15 protein-coding genes are annotated in these 14,265 nt (G+C 70.7%); 13 read left to right on the forward strand and 2 right to left on the reverse strand.

Features of this window, described 5'->3' with window-relative positions; translation table 11 throughout:
- Positions 1-220 precede the first annotated feature (220 nt).
- Positions 221-1,933, forward strand: coding sequence for a hypothetical protein (locus tag EJK15_RS76095; RefSeq protein WP_138708326.1), 1,713 nt, complete (start codon positions 221-223; stop codon positions 1,931-1,933).
- A gap of 8 nt (positions 1,934-1,941) precedes the next feature.
- Positions 1,942-2,748: a bifunctional hydroxymethylpyrimidine kinase/phosphomethylpyrimidine kinase gene (gene thiD, locus EJK15_RS00535; RefSeq protein WP_138708327.1), complete on the forward strand. Its 807-nt coding sequence runs from the start codon at positions 1,942-1,944 to the stop codon at positions 2,746-2,748.
- 87 nt (positions 2,749-2,835) lie between these two features.
- Here thiD and rpmB read toward each other — a convergent pair whose 3' ends face one another.
- Positions 2,836-3,021: a 50S ribosomal protein L28 gene (rpmB, locus tag EJK15_RS00540; RefSeq protein ID WP_043618345.1), complete on the reverse strand. Its 186-nt coding sequence runs from the start codon at positions 3,019-3,021 to the stop codon at positions 2,836-2,838.
- Positions 3,022-3,327: 306 nt separating this feature from the next.
- Here rpmB and EJK15_RS00545 point away from each other — a divergent pair, with 306 nt between their 5' ends.
- From EJK15_RS00545 to mutM, 8 genes are all read left to right on the forward strand, one after another.
- Positions 3,328-4,872, forward strand: coding sequence for a DAK2 domain-containing protein (locus tag EJK15_RS00545; RefSeq protein WP_138708328.1), 1,545 nt, complete (start codon positions 3,328-3,330; stop codon positions 4,870-4,872).
- 100 nt (positions 4,873-4,972) lie between these two features.
- The gene (gene recG, locus EJK15_RS00550) at positions 4,973-7,150 is read left to right on the forward strand and encodes an ATP-dependent DNA helicase RecG (protein WP_138708329.1); all 2,178 of its coding nucleotides are present in this window, start codon (positions 4,973-4,975) and stop codon (positions 7,148-7,150) included.
- A 331-nt stretch (positions 7,151-7,481) separates the two neighbouring features.
- Positions 7,482-8,048 (forward strand): 16S rRNA (guanine(966)-N(2))-methyltransferase RsmD, encoded by a 567-nt coding sequence (rsmD, locus tag EJK15_RS00555; protein ID WP_138708330.1) that lies wholly within the window; start codon positions 7,482-7,484, stop codon positions 8,046-8,048.
- Between the two features lie 14 nt (positions 8,049-8,062).
- Entirely contained in the window at positions 8,063-8,539 is a 477-nt protein-coding gene (gene coaD / locus EJK15_RS00560) for a pantetheine-phosphate adenylyltransferase (protein ID WP_138708331.1), read from the forward strand.
- A gap of 189 nt (positions 8,540-8,728) precedes the next feature.
- Complete coding sequence (locus tag EJK15_RS00565; protein WP_138708332.1) at positions 8,729-9,298, forward strand: YceD family protein; 570 nt, start codon at positions 8,729-8,731, stop codon at positions 9,296-9,298.
- Position 9,299: 1 nt separating this feature from the next.
- Complete coding sequence (gene rpmF / locus EJK15_RS00570) at positions 9,300-9,479, forward strand: 50S ribosomal protein L32 (protein ID WP_033409409.1); 180 nt, start codon at positions 9,300-9,302, stop codon at positions 9,477-9,479.
- Positions 9,480-9,685: 206 nt separating this feature from the next.
- Positions 9,686-10,417 carry a ribonuclease III gene (rnc, locus tag EJK15_RS00575; RefSeq protein ID WP_138708385.1) on the forward strand — a complete coding sequence of 244 codons (732 nt, stop codon included), beginning with the start codon at positions 9,686-9,688 and terminating at the stop codon, positions 10,415-10,417.
- Between the two features lie 32 nt (positions 10,418-10,449).
- A complete protein-coding gene (mutM, locus tag EJK15_RS00580; RefSeq protein ID WP_138708333.1) occupies positions 10,450-11,304 on the forward strand; it encodes a bifunctional DNA-formamidopyrimidine glycosylase/DNA-(apurinic or apyrimidinic site) lyase in 855 nt (284 codons plus the stop codon).
- Here mutM and EJK15_RS00585 read toward each other — a convergent pair.
- Entirely contained in the window at positions 11,243-12,394 is a 1,152-nt protein-coding gene (locus EJK15_RS00585) for an MFS transporter (RefSeq protein ID WP_171074022.1), read from the reverse strand. The two genes, mutM and EJK15_RS00585, sit on opposite strands and share 62 nt — an antisense overlap.
- A gap of 90 nt (positions 12,395-12,484) precedes the next feature.
- Between EJK15_RS00585 and EJK15_RS00590 the strand changes: the two genes are divergently transcribed.
- The 3 genes from EJK15_RS00590 to EJK15_RS00600 all read left to right on the forward strand — a co-directional run bounded on the left by EJK15_RS00590 (position 12,485) and on the right by EJK15_RS00600 (position 14,179).
- Positions 12,485-13,375, forward strand: a complete 891-nt coding sequence (locus EJK15_RS00590) for a LysR family transcriptional regulator (RefSeq protein ID WP_138708334.1) — start codon at positions 12,485-12,487, stop codon at positions 13,373-13,375.
- Positions 13,376-13,506: 131 nt separating this feature from the next.
- Positions 13,507-13,794, forward strand: coding sequence for an acylphosphatase (locus EJK15_RS00595; RefSeq protein WP_138708335.1), 288 nt, complete (start codon positions 13,507-13,509; stop codon positions 13,792-13,794).
- 190 nt (positions 13,795-13,984) lie between these two features.
- Positions 13,985-14,179, forward strand: coding sequence for a hypothetical protein (locus EJK15_RS00600; RefSeq protein ID WP_090938435.1), 195 nt, complete (start codon positions 13,985-13,987; stop codon positions 14,177-14,179).
- The last annotated feature ends 86 nt before the right edge of the window (positions 14,180-14,265 follow it).

A 14,265-nucleotide genomic window follows, 5' to 3' on the forward strand; every position in this document is an offset into this window, starting at 1 on the left:
TGGGATTGCTGTGACAACGGCGTAGCAAAGGTGTTATGAAGATTGGCGGCCACTGTAACCGGAAGAAAGGGCAGCCATGGGCCGCCACGGCACAGGTGGATCCGACGACGAGGATGAACGGGAGGGCAGCAGCGCATTTTGGGGTCCTGACGAGGAGATCGAGCCGCCAGGCTGGCCCTCGCTGCCGGACCGGCCCGAGGTAACGGGGCAGTGGGCCCCCATGCCACGGCGAGAGGGCGAGCCGCCGCCGCGCGAGCCGCGGTCCGAGCCGTTCGAGAGCACCGGGGCGTTCGCGCTGCCCACCGACTCCGCCGGGAGCCTCCCACCGGCCAACGACCCTGCGGGTGCCTTCCCGCCGGCCAACGACACTGGGAGCGCCTTCCCGCTGCCACCGAGCCCTTATGGCGAGCAGGCCGGGCCTTTCGAGACGACGGGCGCGTTCGCCCGGCCGCAGGACTGGGACTCGCCTCCCAACCGCCCCGGCCCGGGCTCCCCTAACGAGCCGGGCTTCCCGCCCGGGCCCGGCCCTTCGAACGGTCCAAGCCCCTTCGACGGCTCGGGTCCCGGCGATGGGTCCGGCTTCTTCGGCGCGCCGCCCGAGCGCACGGCCGTCTTCGGCGGCCCTCCGGGCACGCCCGGCTTCGACGCGCCGGGCCCCGGACATCCGGGCGCCTTCGGCGGTCCCGACAACGGAACCGGCCCCTTCGACGGTCCCCATGGCGGAAGTGGCCCCTTCAACGGGCCGGCCGGTGGAGCCGGTCCCTTCGACGGACCCCGCGGAGGGCAGGGCCCCTTCGACGGACCGGGCGGAGGGCAAGGGCCCTTCGCTGGACCAGGCGGAAGACCGGGACCCTTCGACGGGCCTGACGGTGCCTTCGATGGGCCCGCGGACCGTACCGGCAGGTTCGACGTCCCCGCCCACCCGCCGGAGCCCGGTGACATCAAGGTGGCGGGCGAGCCGACGGCCGTGCAGACCCCGGCGTGGGCGGAGGCGGAGACCGGATTCCTGGCTTCCGGCTGGTCGTCCGACTCCGGCATCGACGAGCCGGAAGAGCCCAAGCGCCGCCGCGGCCGCCGCAAGGCCGCACGAGGCGGCGGTGACGAGCTGCTCGCGGCCCCCTCGGGAGGCAGCAAGGCCCGGGTCGCGCTGCTGTCGGTCGCGGCCGTGGCCGTCGTGCTCGGCGGCACCGTGGCGGGCGTCAAGTTCATGAGCTCGTCCAGCGGCGCCGGCAGCTGTCAGGGCGACACCTGCGCGGCCGTACAGGCCACCAGCCAGCCGGCCCCCGGCGGCTCCAACCCCGCCACGGAGGAGGAGGCCGAGCCCGAGGAGGAGCCGGCACCGGACGAGGAGGAGACGACGCCCTCCGAGACCCCGACGCCGACGGCCACGTACGCCGCCCGCGCGCCGCGCCGCACCACGTCCCCCACGCCCAAGCTGAAGCCGACCAAGACGACCCGGGCGAAGACGTCCGCGACGCCGACGGAGGAGCCGGAAGAGACGCCCACCGAGGACAACGTGACGGTGTCGCCGACCCAGGACCCCTCGCCGCTGGACGACGGCGGCACCGGTGTCGTACCGACCGTCGGCGTCACGCCGACGGGCGGCGGGGGAACGGTCGAGTCCGCGCCCAGCGGCGGCTCGGTGAACATCAGGCAGAGGATCAGCCAGCGCCTGACCACCTACTCGGCCGACCTGACGCTCTCGAACACCTCCCAGGAGACGCTGGACAACCCGACGGTCTCCGTACCCGTCGAGGGCCGGGTGCTGGACGTGGACGGCGCGGAGTGGACGCAGGACGGCGACCTGCTGATCCTGGACCTGTCGGCGACGCTGGCGGCGGGCGGCTCGGCCGACGTCTCGTTCACCGCCACGGGCAGGGGCGAGGAGGCCGGGACCTGCGGCATGGTCGGCGGGGAGTGTGCCATCAGCTGAATGGTTGGATGGGAGGCATGACGACGGTTTCGACCCCTCCTCGCGTGCTTACCGTCGCCGGCTCCGACTCCGGCGGCGGCGCGGGCATCCAGGCTGATCTGAAGACCATGCTGGCCATGGGCGTCCACGGCATGAGCGTCATCGCGGCGGTGACCGCACAGAACTCGCTGGGCGTCCAGGGCTACTGGGAGCTGCCGCCCGAGGCCGTGCGGGCGCAGCTCGACTCGGTGCTCGGCGACATCGGCGCCCAGGCGATCAAGACCGGCATGCTGGCCTCAGCGGTGCTGGTCGAGACCGTGGCGGACGTGCTGGGTTCTTACGCCGCGCCCGTGGTGGTCGACCCCGTCGGGGTGTCGAAGCACGGTGACTCGCTGCTGGCACCCGAGGCCGTCGAGACGATGCGGACGCGGCTGCTCCCCGTGGCCACCGTGGCGACGCCGAACCTGTGGGAGGTGGAGCAGCTCACCTCTGTCAAGGTCGAGGACGAGGACGGGCTGCGCAGGGCGGCGGACGCCGTTCTGGAGCTGGGGCCCACGTGGGCGCTGATCAAGGGCGGCCACCTGCCCGGCACGCCTGTGGACCTGCTCACGGACGGCACGAGCGAATACCGCTACGCCGCCGAACGTCTCGACAACCGCCACACCCACGGCACGGGCTGCACGCTGGCCTCGGCCATCGCCGCCCGGCTCGCGCAGGGCGACGAGATGCCGGATGCGGTGGGCAAGGCGAAGGAGTACGTGACGGGCGCCATCGCCCGCGGCTTCCCGCTCGGCGCCGGCATCGGCCCGGTCGACCACGCCTGGCGCTGGCGCTGACCCCTATGGGGCGGCGTCGACCCGGTTCCGGGCACAACGAAGGCCCGCTGCTCCCGAACGGGAGGCGGGCCTTCGCGGAAGTGGGAACTAGCGGGTGACCTTGCCCGCCTTGATGCACGAGGTGCACACGTTCAGCTTCTTCGGCGTGCCGCCGACGACCGCGCGAACCGTCTGGATGTTGGGGTTCCAACGACGACGGGTGCGGCGGTGCGAGTGGGACACATTGTTGCCGAAGGTCGGGCCCTTGCGGCAGACATCGCAGACGGAAGCCACGGTATCGCTCCTTAAAACAGTCGATGTAGCCCTGTCCGCGGATGCTTTCCGGGCGGAGGGCGTGCCGGGACGACCGGCCAGCCAGACGAGAATATCCGATCCATGCCGTTGGACGCGAACCGGAGCACTGGACCGAGCACTGGACTCGGCCCGGCACGGAGATATCCTCCTCGCACAACGGTAGCGCATTCGGGCCGGCCGGGAGGCCGGGAGGTCGGTCGGGGTCGGTTGGTTGGGGACGCAGGCGGTCGGGGTCGGTTGGTCGGGGACGCAGTCGGTCGGGGTCGGTTGGTTGGGGGAGCGCAAATGAAGATCCTCGACCCGTCCGCGGTGCGCCGCTGGGCACGCATGGCCGCCGACGCGCTGGGCCGGGCCCGGACGGAGATCGACGCGCTCAACGTGTTCCCGGTCGCCGACGGCGACACCGGCACCAACCTGCACCTGACCATGCTGTCCGCGGCCGAGGCCGTCGAGTCGCTGCCCGACGACGTGGACGCGGCCGTGGTGTGGCAGACGCTCTCGTACGGCGCCATGGTCGGGGCCCGCGGCAACTCCGGAGTGATCGTCAGCCAGGCGCTGCGCGGCCTCGCCGAGGTGCTGAAGGACGGCCACGACCTGCGGGCCGGGCTGCTCAGGGCCGCCGTGCTGGCCAGGGAGGCGGTGGCCAGGCCGGTCGAGGGCACGGTGCTGAGCGTTCTGGAGTCCGCCGCGCGGGCCGTGCAGGAGCTGGACGGGGACCTGCACGAGGTGGCGCGGCAGGCGGCGGGGGAGGCGCGGGCGGCGCTCCGGCGTACCCCCGGCCAGCTGGACGTGCTGGCCCGCAGCGGGGTCGTGGACGCGGGTGGCGCCGGTGCGGCGATCGTGCTCGAGACCCTGGCCGCCGTGATCACCGACTCGTACACCGATCACTACGACGTGCCCGCGCCGACCGCGCGGGTGATGCCGATGACCGAGGTCGGGGCGGGCTACGAGGTGATGTATCTGCTGGACGCCGACGATCGCGCGGTCGCCGGGCTGCGCGAGGAGCTCGACGCCATGGGCGACTCGCTCGTCGTGGTCGGCGGCGAGGGGCTGTGGAACGTCCACGTCCACGTGGCCGAGGCCGGTCCCGCCGTCGAGGCCGGGCTGCGGGCGGGGCGGCCGCACCGGATCAGGATCACCTACCTGGCCGAGCGGACCCACCGCGGCAGTGCGGGCCGGGGCGTGGTGGCGGTCGCCGCGGGGGACGGGATCGCGGCGCTGTTCGAGGAGTGCGGGGCCGTCGTGGTACGCCGCGCGCCCGGCACCCGGCCTGCGATCCCCGCCCTGCTGGCCGCGATCAGGCAGGCCGGCAGCGAGGTCGCCGTCCTGCCGAACGACGAGGGCGCCGGCTCCGTCGCCACCGCCGCGGCCGAGATCGCCCGCGAGGACGGCGTCGTGGTGAGCGTGCTGCCCACGAAGGCGACCGTGCAGGGACTGGCGGCGCTGGCCGTGCACGACCCGCTGCGCCGCTTCGACGACGACGTGGTGGCGATGACCGACGCGGCCGGCCAGACGAGGTACGGACATGTCACGGTGGCCGACAGGGAGGCGTTCACGAGCGCGGGGGTGTGCCGCCCCGGGGACGTGCTCGGCCTGATCGAGGGTGACGTGGCGATGATCGGCGACACGCTGGAGCGGGTGGCCACCGTGATCGTGGACAGGATGGTGGCGGGCGGCGGCGAGCTGGTGACCCTGGTCACGGGCGCGGACGCGCCGGCACGTCTCGCCGCCGACATCGAGGAGCACCTGAGACGTACGCGCCCGGACGTGGACCTGGTCGTCTACGACGGCGAGCAGGGCGGCTACCCGCTGCTGATCGGCGTGGAGTGACTCCGGCGCGGTCGGGTGAGCGGGACATTGCGGAGAGCGAACGGCACACGTACGGCACCGGCGGGATTCCTGTCGGCCGGAGGCGGTAGAACTTAATCCCGTGAGCCGTTTCGACGAGCCCCTGACGAAGGCGCTCGACCCGAAGACCGCCAAGCTGCTGCACAGCGTGCTCGGCCTGGAGACGGTCGGCGACCTGCTGCGCCACTATCCGCGACGCTACGCCGAGCGTGGCGAGCTGACCTCGCTGGACGCGCTGGAGGTCGACGAGCACGTCACCGTGGTCGGCGAGGTGACCAGGCTCATGCGCAAGCCCATGCGCAACCGCGGCGGCACCTGGCTGGAGGTCGAGGTCGTCGACGGCAACGGCAACAAGATCTACCTGTCGTTCTTCGGCAAGGGCTCCCACGTGGCCGAGTCGCGGCTCAAGCCGGGGCGGCGCGGCATGTTCGCCGGCAAGGTGGGGCTGTTCGGGGCGCGGGCCAAGCCGCGCTGGCAGCTCACGCATCCCGAGTTCGAGCTGTTCGAGGAGAGCGAGGAGAGCGCGGAGGAATTCGCGGCGGCGCCGGTGCCGATCTACCCGGCGGGCAAAGACCTGACTCCGTGGGCGATCAGGCGCGCCGTCGGCATCGTGCTCGACACACTCGGCCCGCTGGAAGACCCGCTCCCCGCCGGCCTGCGGGTGCGCCACGGCCTCCAACCGCTGTCCGAGGCCCTGGTGGCCATCCACCGGCCGAAGGACTTCGCCGAGGTGGGGCGGGCACGCAATCGGCTGAAGTTCGACGAGGCGTTCGTGCTGCAGGCCGTTCTGGGAATGCGCCGGCAGGCGGCCAGCGCCTGGCCCGCCAAGCCCCGGCCCAGGCGCGCCGACGGGATGCTGGCCGACTTCGACGAGCGGCTGCCGTTCTCGCTGACGGAGGGGCAGGCGCAGGTCGGCGAGGAGATCGCCGACGACCTGGCGCGCGAGCACCCGATGCACCGGCTCCTGCAGGGCGAGGTCGGCGCGGGCAAGACGGTGGTGGCCCTGCGGGCGATGCTGCAGGTGGTCGACGCGGGCGGCCAGGCGGCGCTGCTGGCGCCCACCGAGGTGCTCGCCCAGCAGCACCACCGCTCGATCACCACCATGCTGGGCGACCTTGCGCAGGGCGGCATGTTCGGCGGCACCGCGGTCACGCTGCTGACCGGCTCGATGGGCGCGGCCGCCCGGCGCTCCGCCCTGCTCGACGCCGCCTCGGGCACGGCGGGGATCGTCGTCGGCACGCATGCTCTGCTGCAGGAGCACGTGCAGTTCGCCGACCTGGGGCTGGTCGTGGTCGACGAGCAGCACCGGTTCGGGGTGGAGCAGCGCGACGCACTCCGCGAGAAGGCCGGGGACGCGCGCCCGCACGTCCTGGTCATGACCGCCACCCCGATCCCGCGCACGGTCGCGATGACGGTCTTCGGCGACCTGGAGGTCTCGACGCTGTCCCAGCTCCCGTCCGGCCGCGCCCCCATCACCACGCACGTCGTGCCGGCCGCGGAGAAGCCCCACTACCTGGAGCGCACCTGGGAGCGGGTGCGGGAAGAGGTGGCGCTGGGGCGGCAGGCGTACATCGTGTGCCCCCGCATCGGCGATCTCGAGGGCGACGAGGGTGACATGGCGGCCACCGCCGCGGACGACGAGCGCCGGCCGCCTCTGGCGGTCCTGGACGTGGCCGAGCTCCTGACCCAGGGCCCCTTCCACGACCTGCGCGTCGGCACCCTGCACGGCAAGCTGCCGCCGGAGGAGAAGGACGGGATCATGCGCTCCTTCACCCGGGGCGAGCTCGACATCCTGATCGCCACAACGGTCATCGAGGTGGGCGTCGACGTCCCCAACTCCTCCGTAATGATCATCATGGACGCCGACCGCTTCGGCGTCTCCCAGCTCCACCAACTCCGCGGCCGCGTGGGCCGCGGCGGCCTCCCCGGCCTCTGCCTCCTGGTCTCCGACTTCTCCGAGGGCACCCCGGCCCGCGCCCGCCTGGACGCGGTGGCCGCCACCCTGGACGGCTTCGAACTGTCACGCGTGGACCTGGAACAACGCCGGGAGGGCGACGTGCTCGGTGCCGCGCAGTCGGGCAAGCGCTCGTCACTGAAGCTCCTGCAGCTACTACGTGACGAGGACGTCATCGCCACGGCCCGCGAGGAGGCAACCGCCCTCCTGGCCGATGACCCGGACCTGACGACCCACGAGGACCTCCGCGCCGAGATCGGCCGCCTGCTGGCAGACGAACGCGCAGAATACTTGGAGAAGGCCTGACCCGACGCGGCGCGGAGACGACGTACGGCGGGTGGCGCCAACTCGGCCCTGCCGTAACAAATGATGTCCATGACGACAAAAAGAAACCCAGCCGCGGGGACGGCCTCCCCCCGAATGCCGTCCCCGGCTGGGCCCACCCTCGGGTCAGGTGCCGAGGGAACCGGCGTGCGGAAGGGCTCACGATCACGCCGGTCGGCCTTCGTGTGGGTCACCTCGAAGGCCGCAGAACCCATCTTGCGGGCCCACGGCGCAGATGTGAATCATCCTTGCGCAGTCGAGGAAGACACTTGTCCACTCTTGACCTGCATGAACATGCGGAACAATGGGGCACATGACTCGGATCATCGCGGGGAGCGCGGGTGGCAGGCGGTTGGCCGTGCCGCCGGGGCGCGGCACGAGACCGACCAGCGATAGGGCGCGAGAAGGGATCTTCTTGACGCTCGATTCACTGTACGGACTCCGCGACGCCCGGGTCATGGACCTGTACGCCGGCTCCGGGGCGATCGGCCTGGAGGCGCTGTCGCGCGGAGCGGCCGAGGCGGTGCTCGTCGAATCCGACCCCAGGGCCGTCCGGACGATCAAGGCCAATATCCAATCCCTCGGCCTGGAAGGCGCCGGCGTGGTGGCCGACAAGGTGGAGCGGGCCCTGGCCAAGACCCCCGACGCCCCGTACGACATCGTCTTCGCCGACCCGCCCTACGCCGTGTCCGACAGCGAGGTCCTCAGGGTCCTGGAGTTGCTGCGCGACAACGGCTGGCTGGTTGATGAGGGGTTGGTGGCATTCGAGCGGGAAAGCAGGGGAAAAGCTCTGATGTGGCCTGAAGGGTACGTTGAGGAGAGGGTCCGTCGCTATGGTGAAGCGTCCGTTTGGTACGGTCGCGCCGCCGGGAACCCGTAGACCTGGGAGGCGTCTTGCGCCGCGTAGTCTGCCCGGGGTCGTTCGACCCCATCACCAATGGCCATCTCGACATCATCGGCCGGTCGGCCCACCTGTATGACGAGGTGACCGTGGCCGTCCTCATCAACGTCGAGAAGAGCAGCCTTTTCACGGTGGATGAACGCATTGAGATCCTGCAGACCGTGACCAAGGAGTTCGACAACGTCAAGGTGCGGAAGTTCCACGGCCTGCTGGTCGACTTCTGCAAGCAGAACGACATCCCCGCCATCGTCAAGGGCATCAGGGTGGTCAGCGACTTCGACTACGAGCTGCAGATGGCGCAGCTCAACTACCGTCTGTCGGGGGTCGAGACGCTGTTCATGCCGACGAACCCCGAATACTCGTTCCTGTCCTCCAGCCGGGTGAAAGAGATCGCCAGGTACGGCGGGGACGTGTCGGGGCTCGTGCCCGATCTCGTCCACAAGCTGCTCATCGAGCGACTCAGGGGCTGAACGCCGAAGCTCGCTTCGGCGTTCAGGGTAACGAGCGAAGCTCGATGCCCTTGGGGGACGCCGAAGCTCGCTTCGGCGTTCAGAGAAACGAGCGAAGCTCGATGCCCTTGGGGGGTATGCGGGGGGCATGCCCCCCGCAGGCCTGCTATCCTTTCATTTCGGCCTTGTACGACGGCGATCGTTTTCGCCATGCCTAGCGAGAGCAGGATGACTCACCACCTCGACCCCCGCTCACCTTGGGTCATCTCCACGCATGACCTGGGAAGGCGGCCAGGTTCGATGCGGCAGATGACCCTGACCCTCCCGGCACCGGTGGATGTCGGCGTCGACATGATCGGTGTCCCCAAGGACGCCGAAGTCGGGCTGGACCTCCGGCTCGAAGCAGTGATGGAAGGCGTGCTCGTCTCAGGCACGGCGCAGGCCCCGCTCGCCGGGGAGTGCTCGCGGTGCCTCGACCCCGTCACCTCGGAAATCGAGGTCGACCTGCAGGAGCTGTTCTTCTACTCCAACGAGGACGCCTCGGAGGATGATTCGCTGCTCGACGGAGAGCTGCTCGACCTCGAGCCGACGTTCCGCGACGCGGTGGTGCTCGCACTGCCGTTGAGCCCGGTGTGCCGCGAGGACTGCGCGGGGCTCTGCACGGAATGCGGGATCAAGCTGGCCGAGGCCGGCGAAGATCACCGGCACGAGAAGATCGACGCCCGCTGGGCGTCGTTGCAAGGTCTGGTTTCCGACAAAGATAACGATCAGGAGAAGTGACGTGGCCGTCCCGAAGCGAAAGATGTCGCGGAGCAACACCCGCGCCCGTCGCTCCCAGTGGAAGACGACTGCTGTCGCCCTGGTGAGCTGCCCGCAGTGCCGTTCGCCCAAGCAGCCGCACATCGCGTGCCCCACCTGCGGCACCTACAACCGTCGTCAGGTCATCGAGCCGTCCGCCTGATATTGACGTGATGCCGACCGGGTGCCATTGTGCCTCGGTCGGCGTTACCGTCTCAGATGCGTGCGGCGGCGGTTCGCCCGCGGCCGTGGTGGACGCCGGGGCTATGCATTACCCCGACGCCCACCACGTTTTCGGGCATCTTCCGCAGCCGGCGCGCCGTGTGAAGATGTCCGAGGAGGAAGCACGTGGGCGCAGGTCCTAAGCCGGTGGCCGTGGAGGTCGCCAAAGACGAGCTGGATCGGGTCCTGGCGGTCGGTCTCGACCCCGACATTCTCGAGCGGGCGCTGACGCACCGCTCCTACGCGTACGAGAACGGTGGCCTGCCCACCAACGAGCGCCTGGAGTTCCTCGGGGACTCGGTGCTGGGTCTGGTCGTCACCGACACCCTCTACCGCAACCACCCCGATCTGCCAGAGGGCCAGCTCGCGAAGCTGCGTGCCGCCGTGGTCAACATGCGCGCACTGGCCGACGTGGCCCGCAACCTGGGTCTGGGCCGGTTCCTGCGGCTCGGCAGGGGCGAGGAGGGCACCGGAGGCCGCGACAAGTCCTCCATCCTGGCCGACACCCTCGAGGCCCTGATCGGCGCGGTCTACGTCGACAAGGGGCTCGACGAGGCGTTCCGGGTGGTGCACCTGCTGTTCGACCCGCTGATCGTCCGCTCGGCCTCGCTCGGCGCCGGGCTCGACTGGAAGACCTCGCTTCAGGAGCTGACCGCCTCCGAGGCGCTCGGCGTGCCCGAATACCACGTCGAGGAGAGCGGCCCCGACCACGCCAAGTCGTTCACGGCGATGGTGCGGGTCGGCGGTGAGTCCTACGGCTCGGGCACCGGGCGCAGCAAGAAGGAGGCCGAGCAGCAGGCGGCCGAGGCGGCGTGGACCCGCATCAGGGCCCGCCGCGAGCAGCGCGAGAACCAGCGCGAGAGCCAGCCCACGGGCTGAGCCACCCCACACGCGCAGAGGGCGAGGTCCAGGTGCCGGAGCTGCCGGAGGTCGAGGTCGTCAGGCGCGGCCTCGCACAGTGGGTCGTCGGCCGTGAGATCGCCGCGGCGGAGGTGCTGCACCCCCGTGCCATCAGGCGTCACGTGCCCGGGGCCGACGAGTTCACCGCGCGGCTCAAGGGCCGCACGGTGCTGTCCGCCGAGCGCCGCGGCAAGTACCTGTGGCTCCCGCTGTCGGGTGCCCAGGAGGCCCTCCTGGCCCACCTGGGGATGAGCGGCCAGCTGCTCCTGGTGGACCAGGACGCGCCGCCGGAGAAGCATCTGCGGGTCCGCCTCCGTTTCGAGGACGGCGGCGCCGACCTGCGCTTCGTCGACCAGCGTACGTTCGGGCACGTCATGCTCACCTCCTTGGCGGGCGGCGTGCCCGAGCCGATCTCCCACATCGCCCCCGACCCGTTCGAGGCGGCATTCGACGGGCCCGAGTTCGCCCGCAGGCTCAGGGCCAGGCACACCGAGATCAAGCGGGCGCTGCTCGACCAGTCGCTGATCAGCGGCGTCGGCAACATCTACGCCGACGAGGCGCTGTGGATCGCCAAGCTGCACTGGGCCCGGCCCACCCATACGCTCACACGCCCCAAGATCACCGAGCTGCTCGCCGCCGTGCGCACGGTCATGGCCGCGGCGCTCCATCAGGGCGGCACGTCGTTCGACAGCCTCTATGTGAACGTCAACGGTGAGAGCGGCTACTTCGACCGCTCCCTGGAGGTATACGGCCGCCGCGACCTGCCGTGCTCCCGCTGCGGCACCTCGATCAGGCGTGAGGCGTTCATGAACCGGTCGTCCTACTCCTGCCCCAGATGCCAGCGACGGCCGCGGCCAGCACACTGAGCACCGCTCCCAGCCACATCACGGCGGAGATCGACACGCCGTCCACGATCCGCCCGCCGGCCAGCGAGCCGAGCGCGATGGACACGTTGAACGCGCCGACGAACAGCGCTGTGCCCAGCTCGCCGCCGCCCTCCCGCATGATCCACAGCTGCAGGGTCACCCCCACGCCGCCGTAGCCGAGCCCCCACACCACGAGTACGGCCAGCGGCAGGCCGATCAGCGGCAGCGCCGCGGTGGCCAGGGCCATCAGGGCGGCCAGGGTGATCAGGACCGGCTTGGGGTTCCTGGCCGCCCTGGCGCCGGCGGCGAAGTTGCCGAGCACGCCCGCGGCGCCGTACAGGAGCAGGGCCGTGCCGACGAGCCCGGGACCGGCGTGCGAGACCTGCTCCAGGAACGGCCGGACGTAGGTGTAGGCCGCGAAGTGGCCGGACACGATCAGGACGGTCAGCACGAGGACGACCTTGAGCGGCCCGGAGAGCCGAAGCGCGCCCCTGCGGGCGGGAGCCTCGCCGGGCAGCGGCGGCAGCGTCGTGGCCAGGAGCGCGACCAGGGCCAGGGCCAGCACGCCCATCGCGGCGAACGCCGCCCGCCACCCCGCGAACGACGAGACGAACGTCGCCGCGGGCACTCCCAGCACCGACGCCACCGACACCCCGGCCAAGATGATCGACGTGGCCCGCCCGACGTGCCGCTCCGGCGCCAGCCGCGCGCCGAGACCCGCCGCGAACGCCCAGAACCCGCCGATGCTCACGCCGGTCAGCAGCCGGGCGGCCAGCATGACCGGATAGCCGGGCGCCAGCGCGCCCGCCAGATTGGCCACCGCCAGCAGCGCCATCAGCCCCAGCAGCACGGCCCGCCGGTCGAGCCGGCGCGTGGCGATCGCCAGCACGGGCGCGGAGACGGCGGCGACCAGCCCGGGCGCGGACATCATCAGCCCGGCCGTGCCGGGGGACACGCCGAGGTCGGAGGCGATCGAGGTCAGCAGGCCTACAGGAAGCATCTCGCTGGTCACGATGGTGAAGGTGCCTATCGCGACCGAGGACACGGCGAGCCGGCGCGCCCGTACGGGGGTGGGAACAAGGGTTGTCATGCCGCTCAGCCTTCTGCCCGCCCGCCTGCGGGAACAATGGCGAAGGCCGAAGGCTTGGTTTAGGTGAGCTAAGCGATCCCGGAGGTGGAGATGGAGTTCAGGGAGCTGGAGTGCTTCCTGGTGCTCAGCCAGGAGCTGCACTTCGCCCGTACGGCCGAGCGCCTCTACCTGTCACCGGGCCGGGTGAGCCAGCTCATGCGCTCCCTGGAGACCAGGATCGGCGCCAGGCTCTTCAACCGCACCAGCCGCCGCGTACGCCTGACACCCCTCGGCGAACGCTTCCTGGCCGACCTGAGGCCCTCCTACGACGGGCTGGCGGACGCCGTGAGCCGGGCCAAGGCCGCCGCCCGCGAGGTGACGGGCGTGATCAGGGTCGGCTTCCTGGCCACGCCCACGGACGCCGTCACGGGCAGCGTACGGGCCTTCGAGCGCCGCTACCCGGGGTGCGAGGTAGAACTGGTGGAGATCCCGCTCTCCGACCCCTTCGGCAAGCTGCGTGCCGGGCAGGTGGACATCGCCTTCACGCTGCTGCCGGTGGACGAGCCCGACCTGGTCACCGGCGCGGCCCTGAACCGGGTCCCCTACCAGCTCGGCGTCTCCGTGCGCCATCCGCTGGCCGGGCGCGCGAGCATCGGCGCGGAGGAGCTGGCCTCCGTTCCCCTGATCGGACTGGCGGGCCCGGCTCCACGCTGGTGGCGCGAGCGGTTGGCACCCTCCGTAACCCCTTCCGGCCGTCCGATTCCCCGGGCCGGTATGGTCGCCACCACCCAGGAGGGCCTCACGCAGGTGGCGCTCAACCGAGGCGGCGAGCTCTTATGCGCACCTACGGCGGCCTACCACAGGCGCCCCGACATAAGTTTCGTTCCGGTCACGGGCCTGCCTCCGTCGATCTTGGGGCTGGCCTGGGTGAGGGCGGCGGAGACGGCGGCGGTGAGGGCGTTCGACGGGGCGGTCTCAGAAGTCGGCATGAGATCGCTCTAACGCAGCGGTCTCAGAAGTCGGCATGAGATCGCTCTAACGCAGCGGTCTCAGAAGTCGGCTCTAACACGGCGGGGGTGGGGCAGGCGCTGGGGGCGGAGGCCCTGGGCGCTTGAGACCGAGTAGGAGGAAAAATGGCAGAAAATCCGGAAAACACCAGGCTAACCGCATGGGTCCGGGGGAGGGTCCAGGGTGTGGGGTTCCGCTGGTGGACCCGCTCCAGGGCACTGGAGCTGGGTCTGGCGGGATGGGCGCGCAACACCGAGGACGGCCGGGTGGAGGTCGTCGCGGAGGGGCCGCGCGAGGGCTGCGTCAAGCTGCTGGAGCTGCTGAGAGGTTGCGACACGCCGGGCAGGGTGGATGGAGTAGTGGAACAGTGGAGCGAACCCCGAGGTAGTTTGGGCGGGTTTGTAGAGCGGTAGCCGCTTTCGTTAAACCGGCCAAACAGGGTATAGTTGTATGTTGGGAGTGCCCATCAGTAGGGCGCAGCGGTTTGTTCGACTTGACCGCCCACACTGCCGGTGCGACTCTTGTTAGGTACCACGCGCACCCCTCCCGCGGAATCGAAGTGCGCGAACCAGTCTGGTCACTCAGCGTGGAGGACCCTTTACCATGGCGAAGGCTCTACTCGGCCACGTCGGCGGTCCTGACCCTCGGATGGTCTCGGAGATGCGCCGCCTGCAGCAGCGTATCCGGGATCTGGAGGCAGAACTCATCCGACTTCAGGCCACGAATGACGCTCTTGCGGCGCAAACCCGCGACGAGGCACTCAGTCGCATGCAAGAGCGCGAGCCGGCACTCACCTGAGAGTGATCGGAGCGCAAGACCCAGGGACGTCTCGGAGAGGCGTCCCTTGTTATTTCTCCTGATAAGGAAAGCCCTGGTCAAGACGG

This window comes from Nonomuraea basaltis (assembly GCF_005893125.1).
GTDB lineage: Bacteria > Actinomycetota > Actinomycetes > Streptosporangiales > Streptosporangiaceae > Nonomuraea > Nonomuraea basaltis.

Bases quoted from the DNA above. Each gene is read 5' to 3' on its own strand.
- EJK15_RS76095 (WP_138708326.1), top strand. From the start codon at position 221: ATGCCACGGCGAGAGGGCGAGCCGCCGCCGCGCGAGCCGCGGTCCGAG.
- thiD (WP_138708327.1), top strand. From the start codon at position 1,942: ATGGGAGGCATGACGACGGTTTCGACCCCTCCTCGCGTGCTTACCGTC.
- EJK15_RS00545 (WP_138708328.1), top strand. From the start codon at position 3,328: ATGAAGATCCTCGACCCGTCCGCGGTGCGCCGCTGGGCACGCATGGCC.
- rsmD (WP_138708330.1), top strand. From the start codon at position 7,482: ATGACTCGGATCATCGCGGGGAGCGCGGGTGGCAGGCGGTTGGCCGTG.
- EJK15_RS00565 (WP_138708332.1), top strand. From the start codon at position 8,729: ATGCCTAGCGAGAGCAGGATGACTCACCACCTCGACCCCCGCTCACCT.
- EJK15_RS00585 (WP_171074022.1), bottom strand. From the start codon at position 12,394: ATGACAACCCTTGTTCCCACCCCCGTACGGGCGCGCCGGCTCGCCGTG.
- EJK15_RS00590 (WP_138708334.1), top strand. From the start codon at position 12,485: ATGGAGTTCAGGGAGCTGGAGTGCTTCCTGGTGCTCAGCCAGGAGCTG.
- EJK15_RS00595 (WP_138708335.1), top strand. From the start codon at position 13,507: ATGGCAGAAAATCCGGAAAACACCAGGCTAACCGCATGGGTCCGGGGG.
- EJK15_RS00600 (WP_090938435.1), top strand. From the start codon at position 13,985: ATGGCGAAGGCTCTACTCGGCCACGTCGGCGGTCCTGACCCTCGGATG.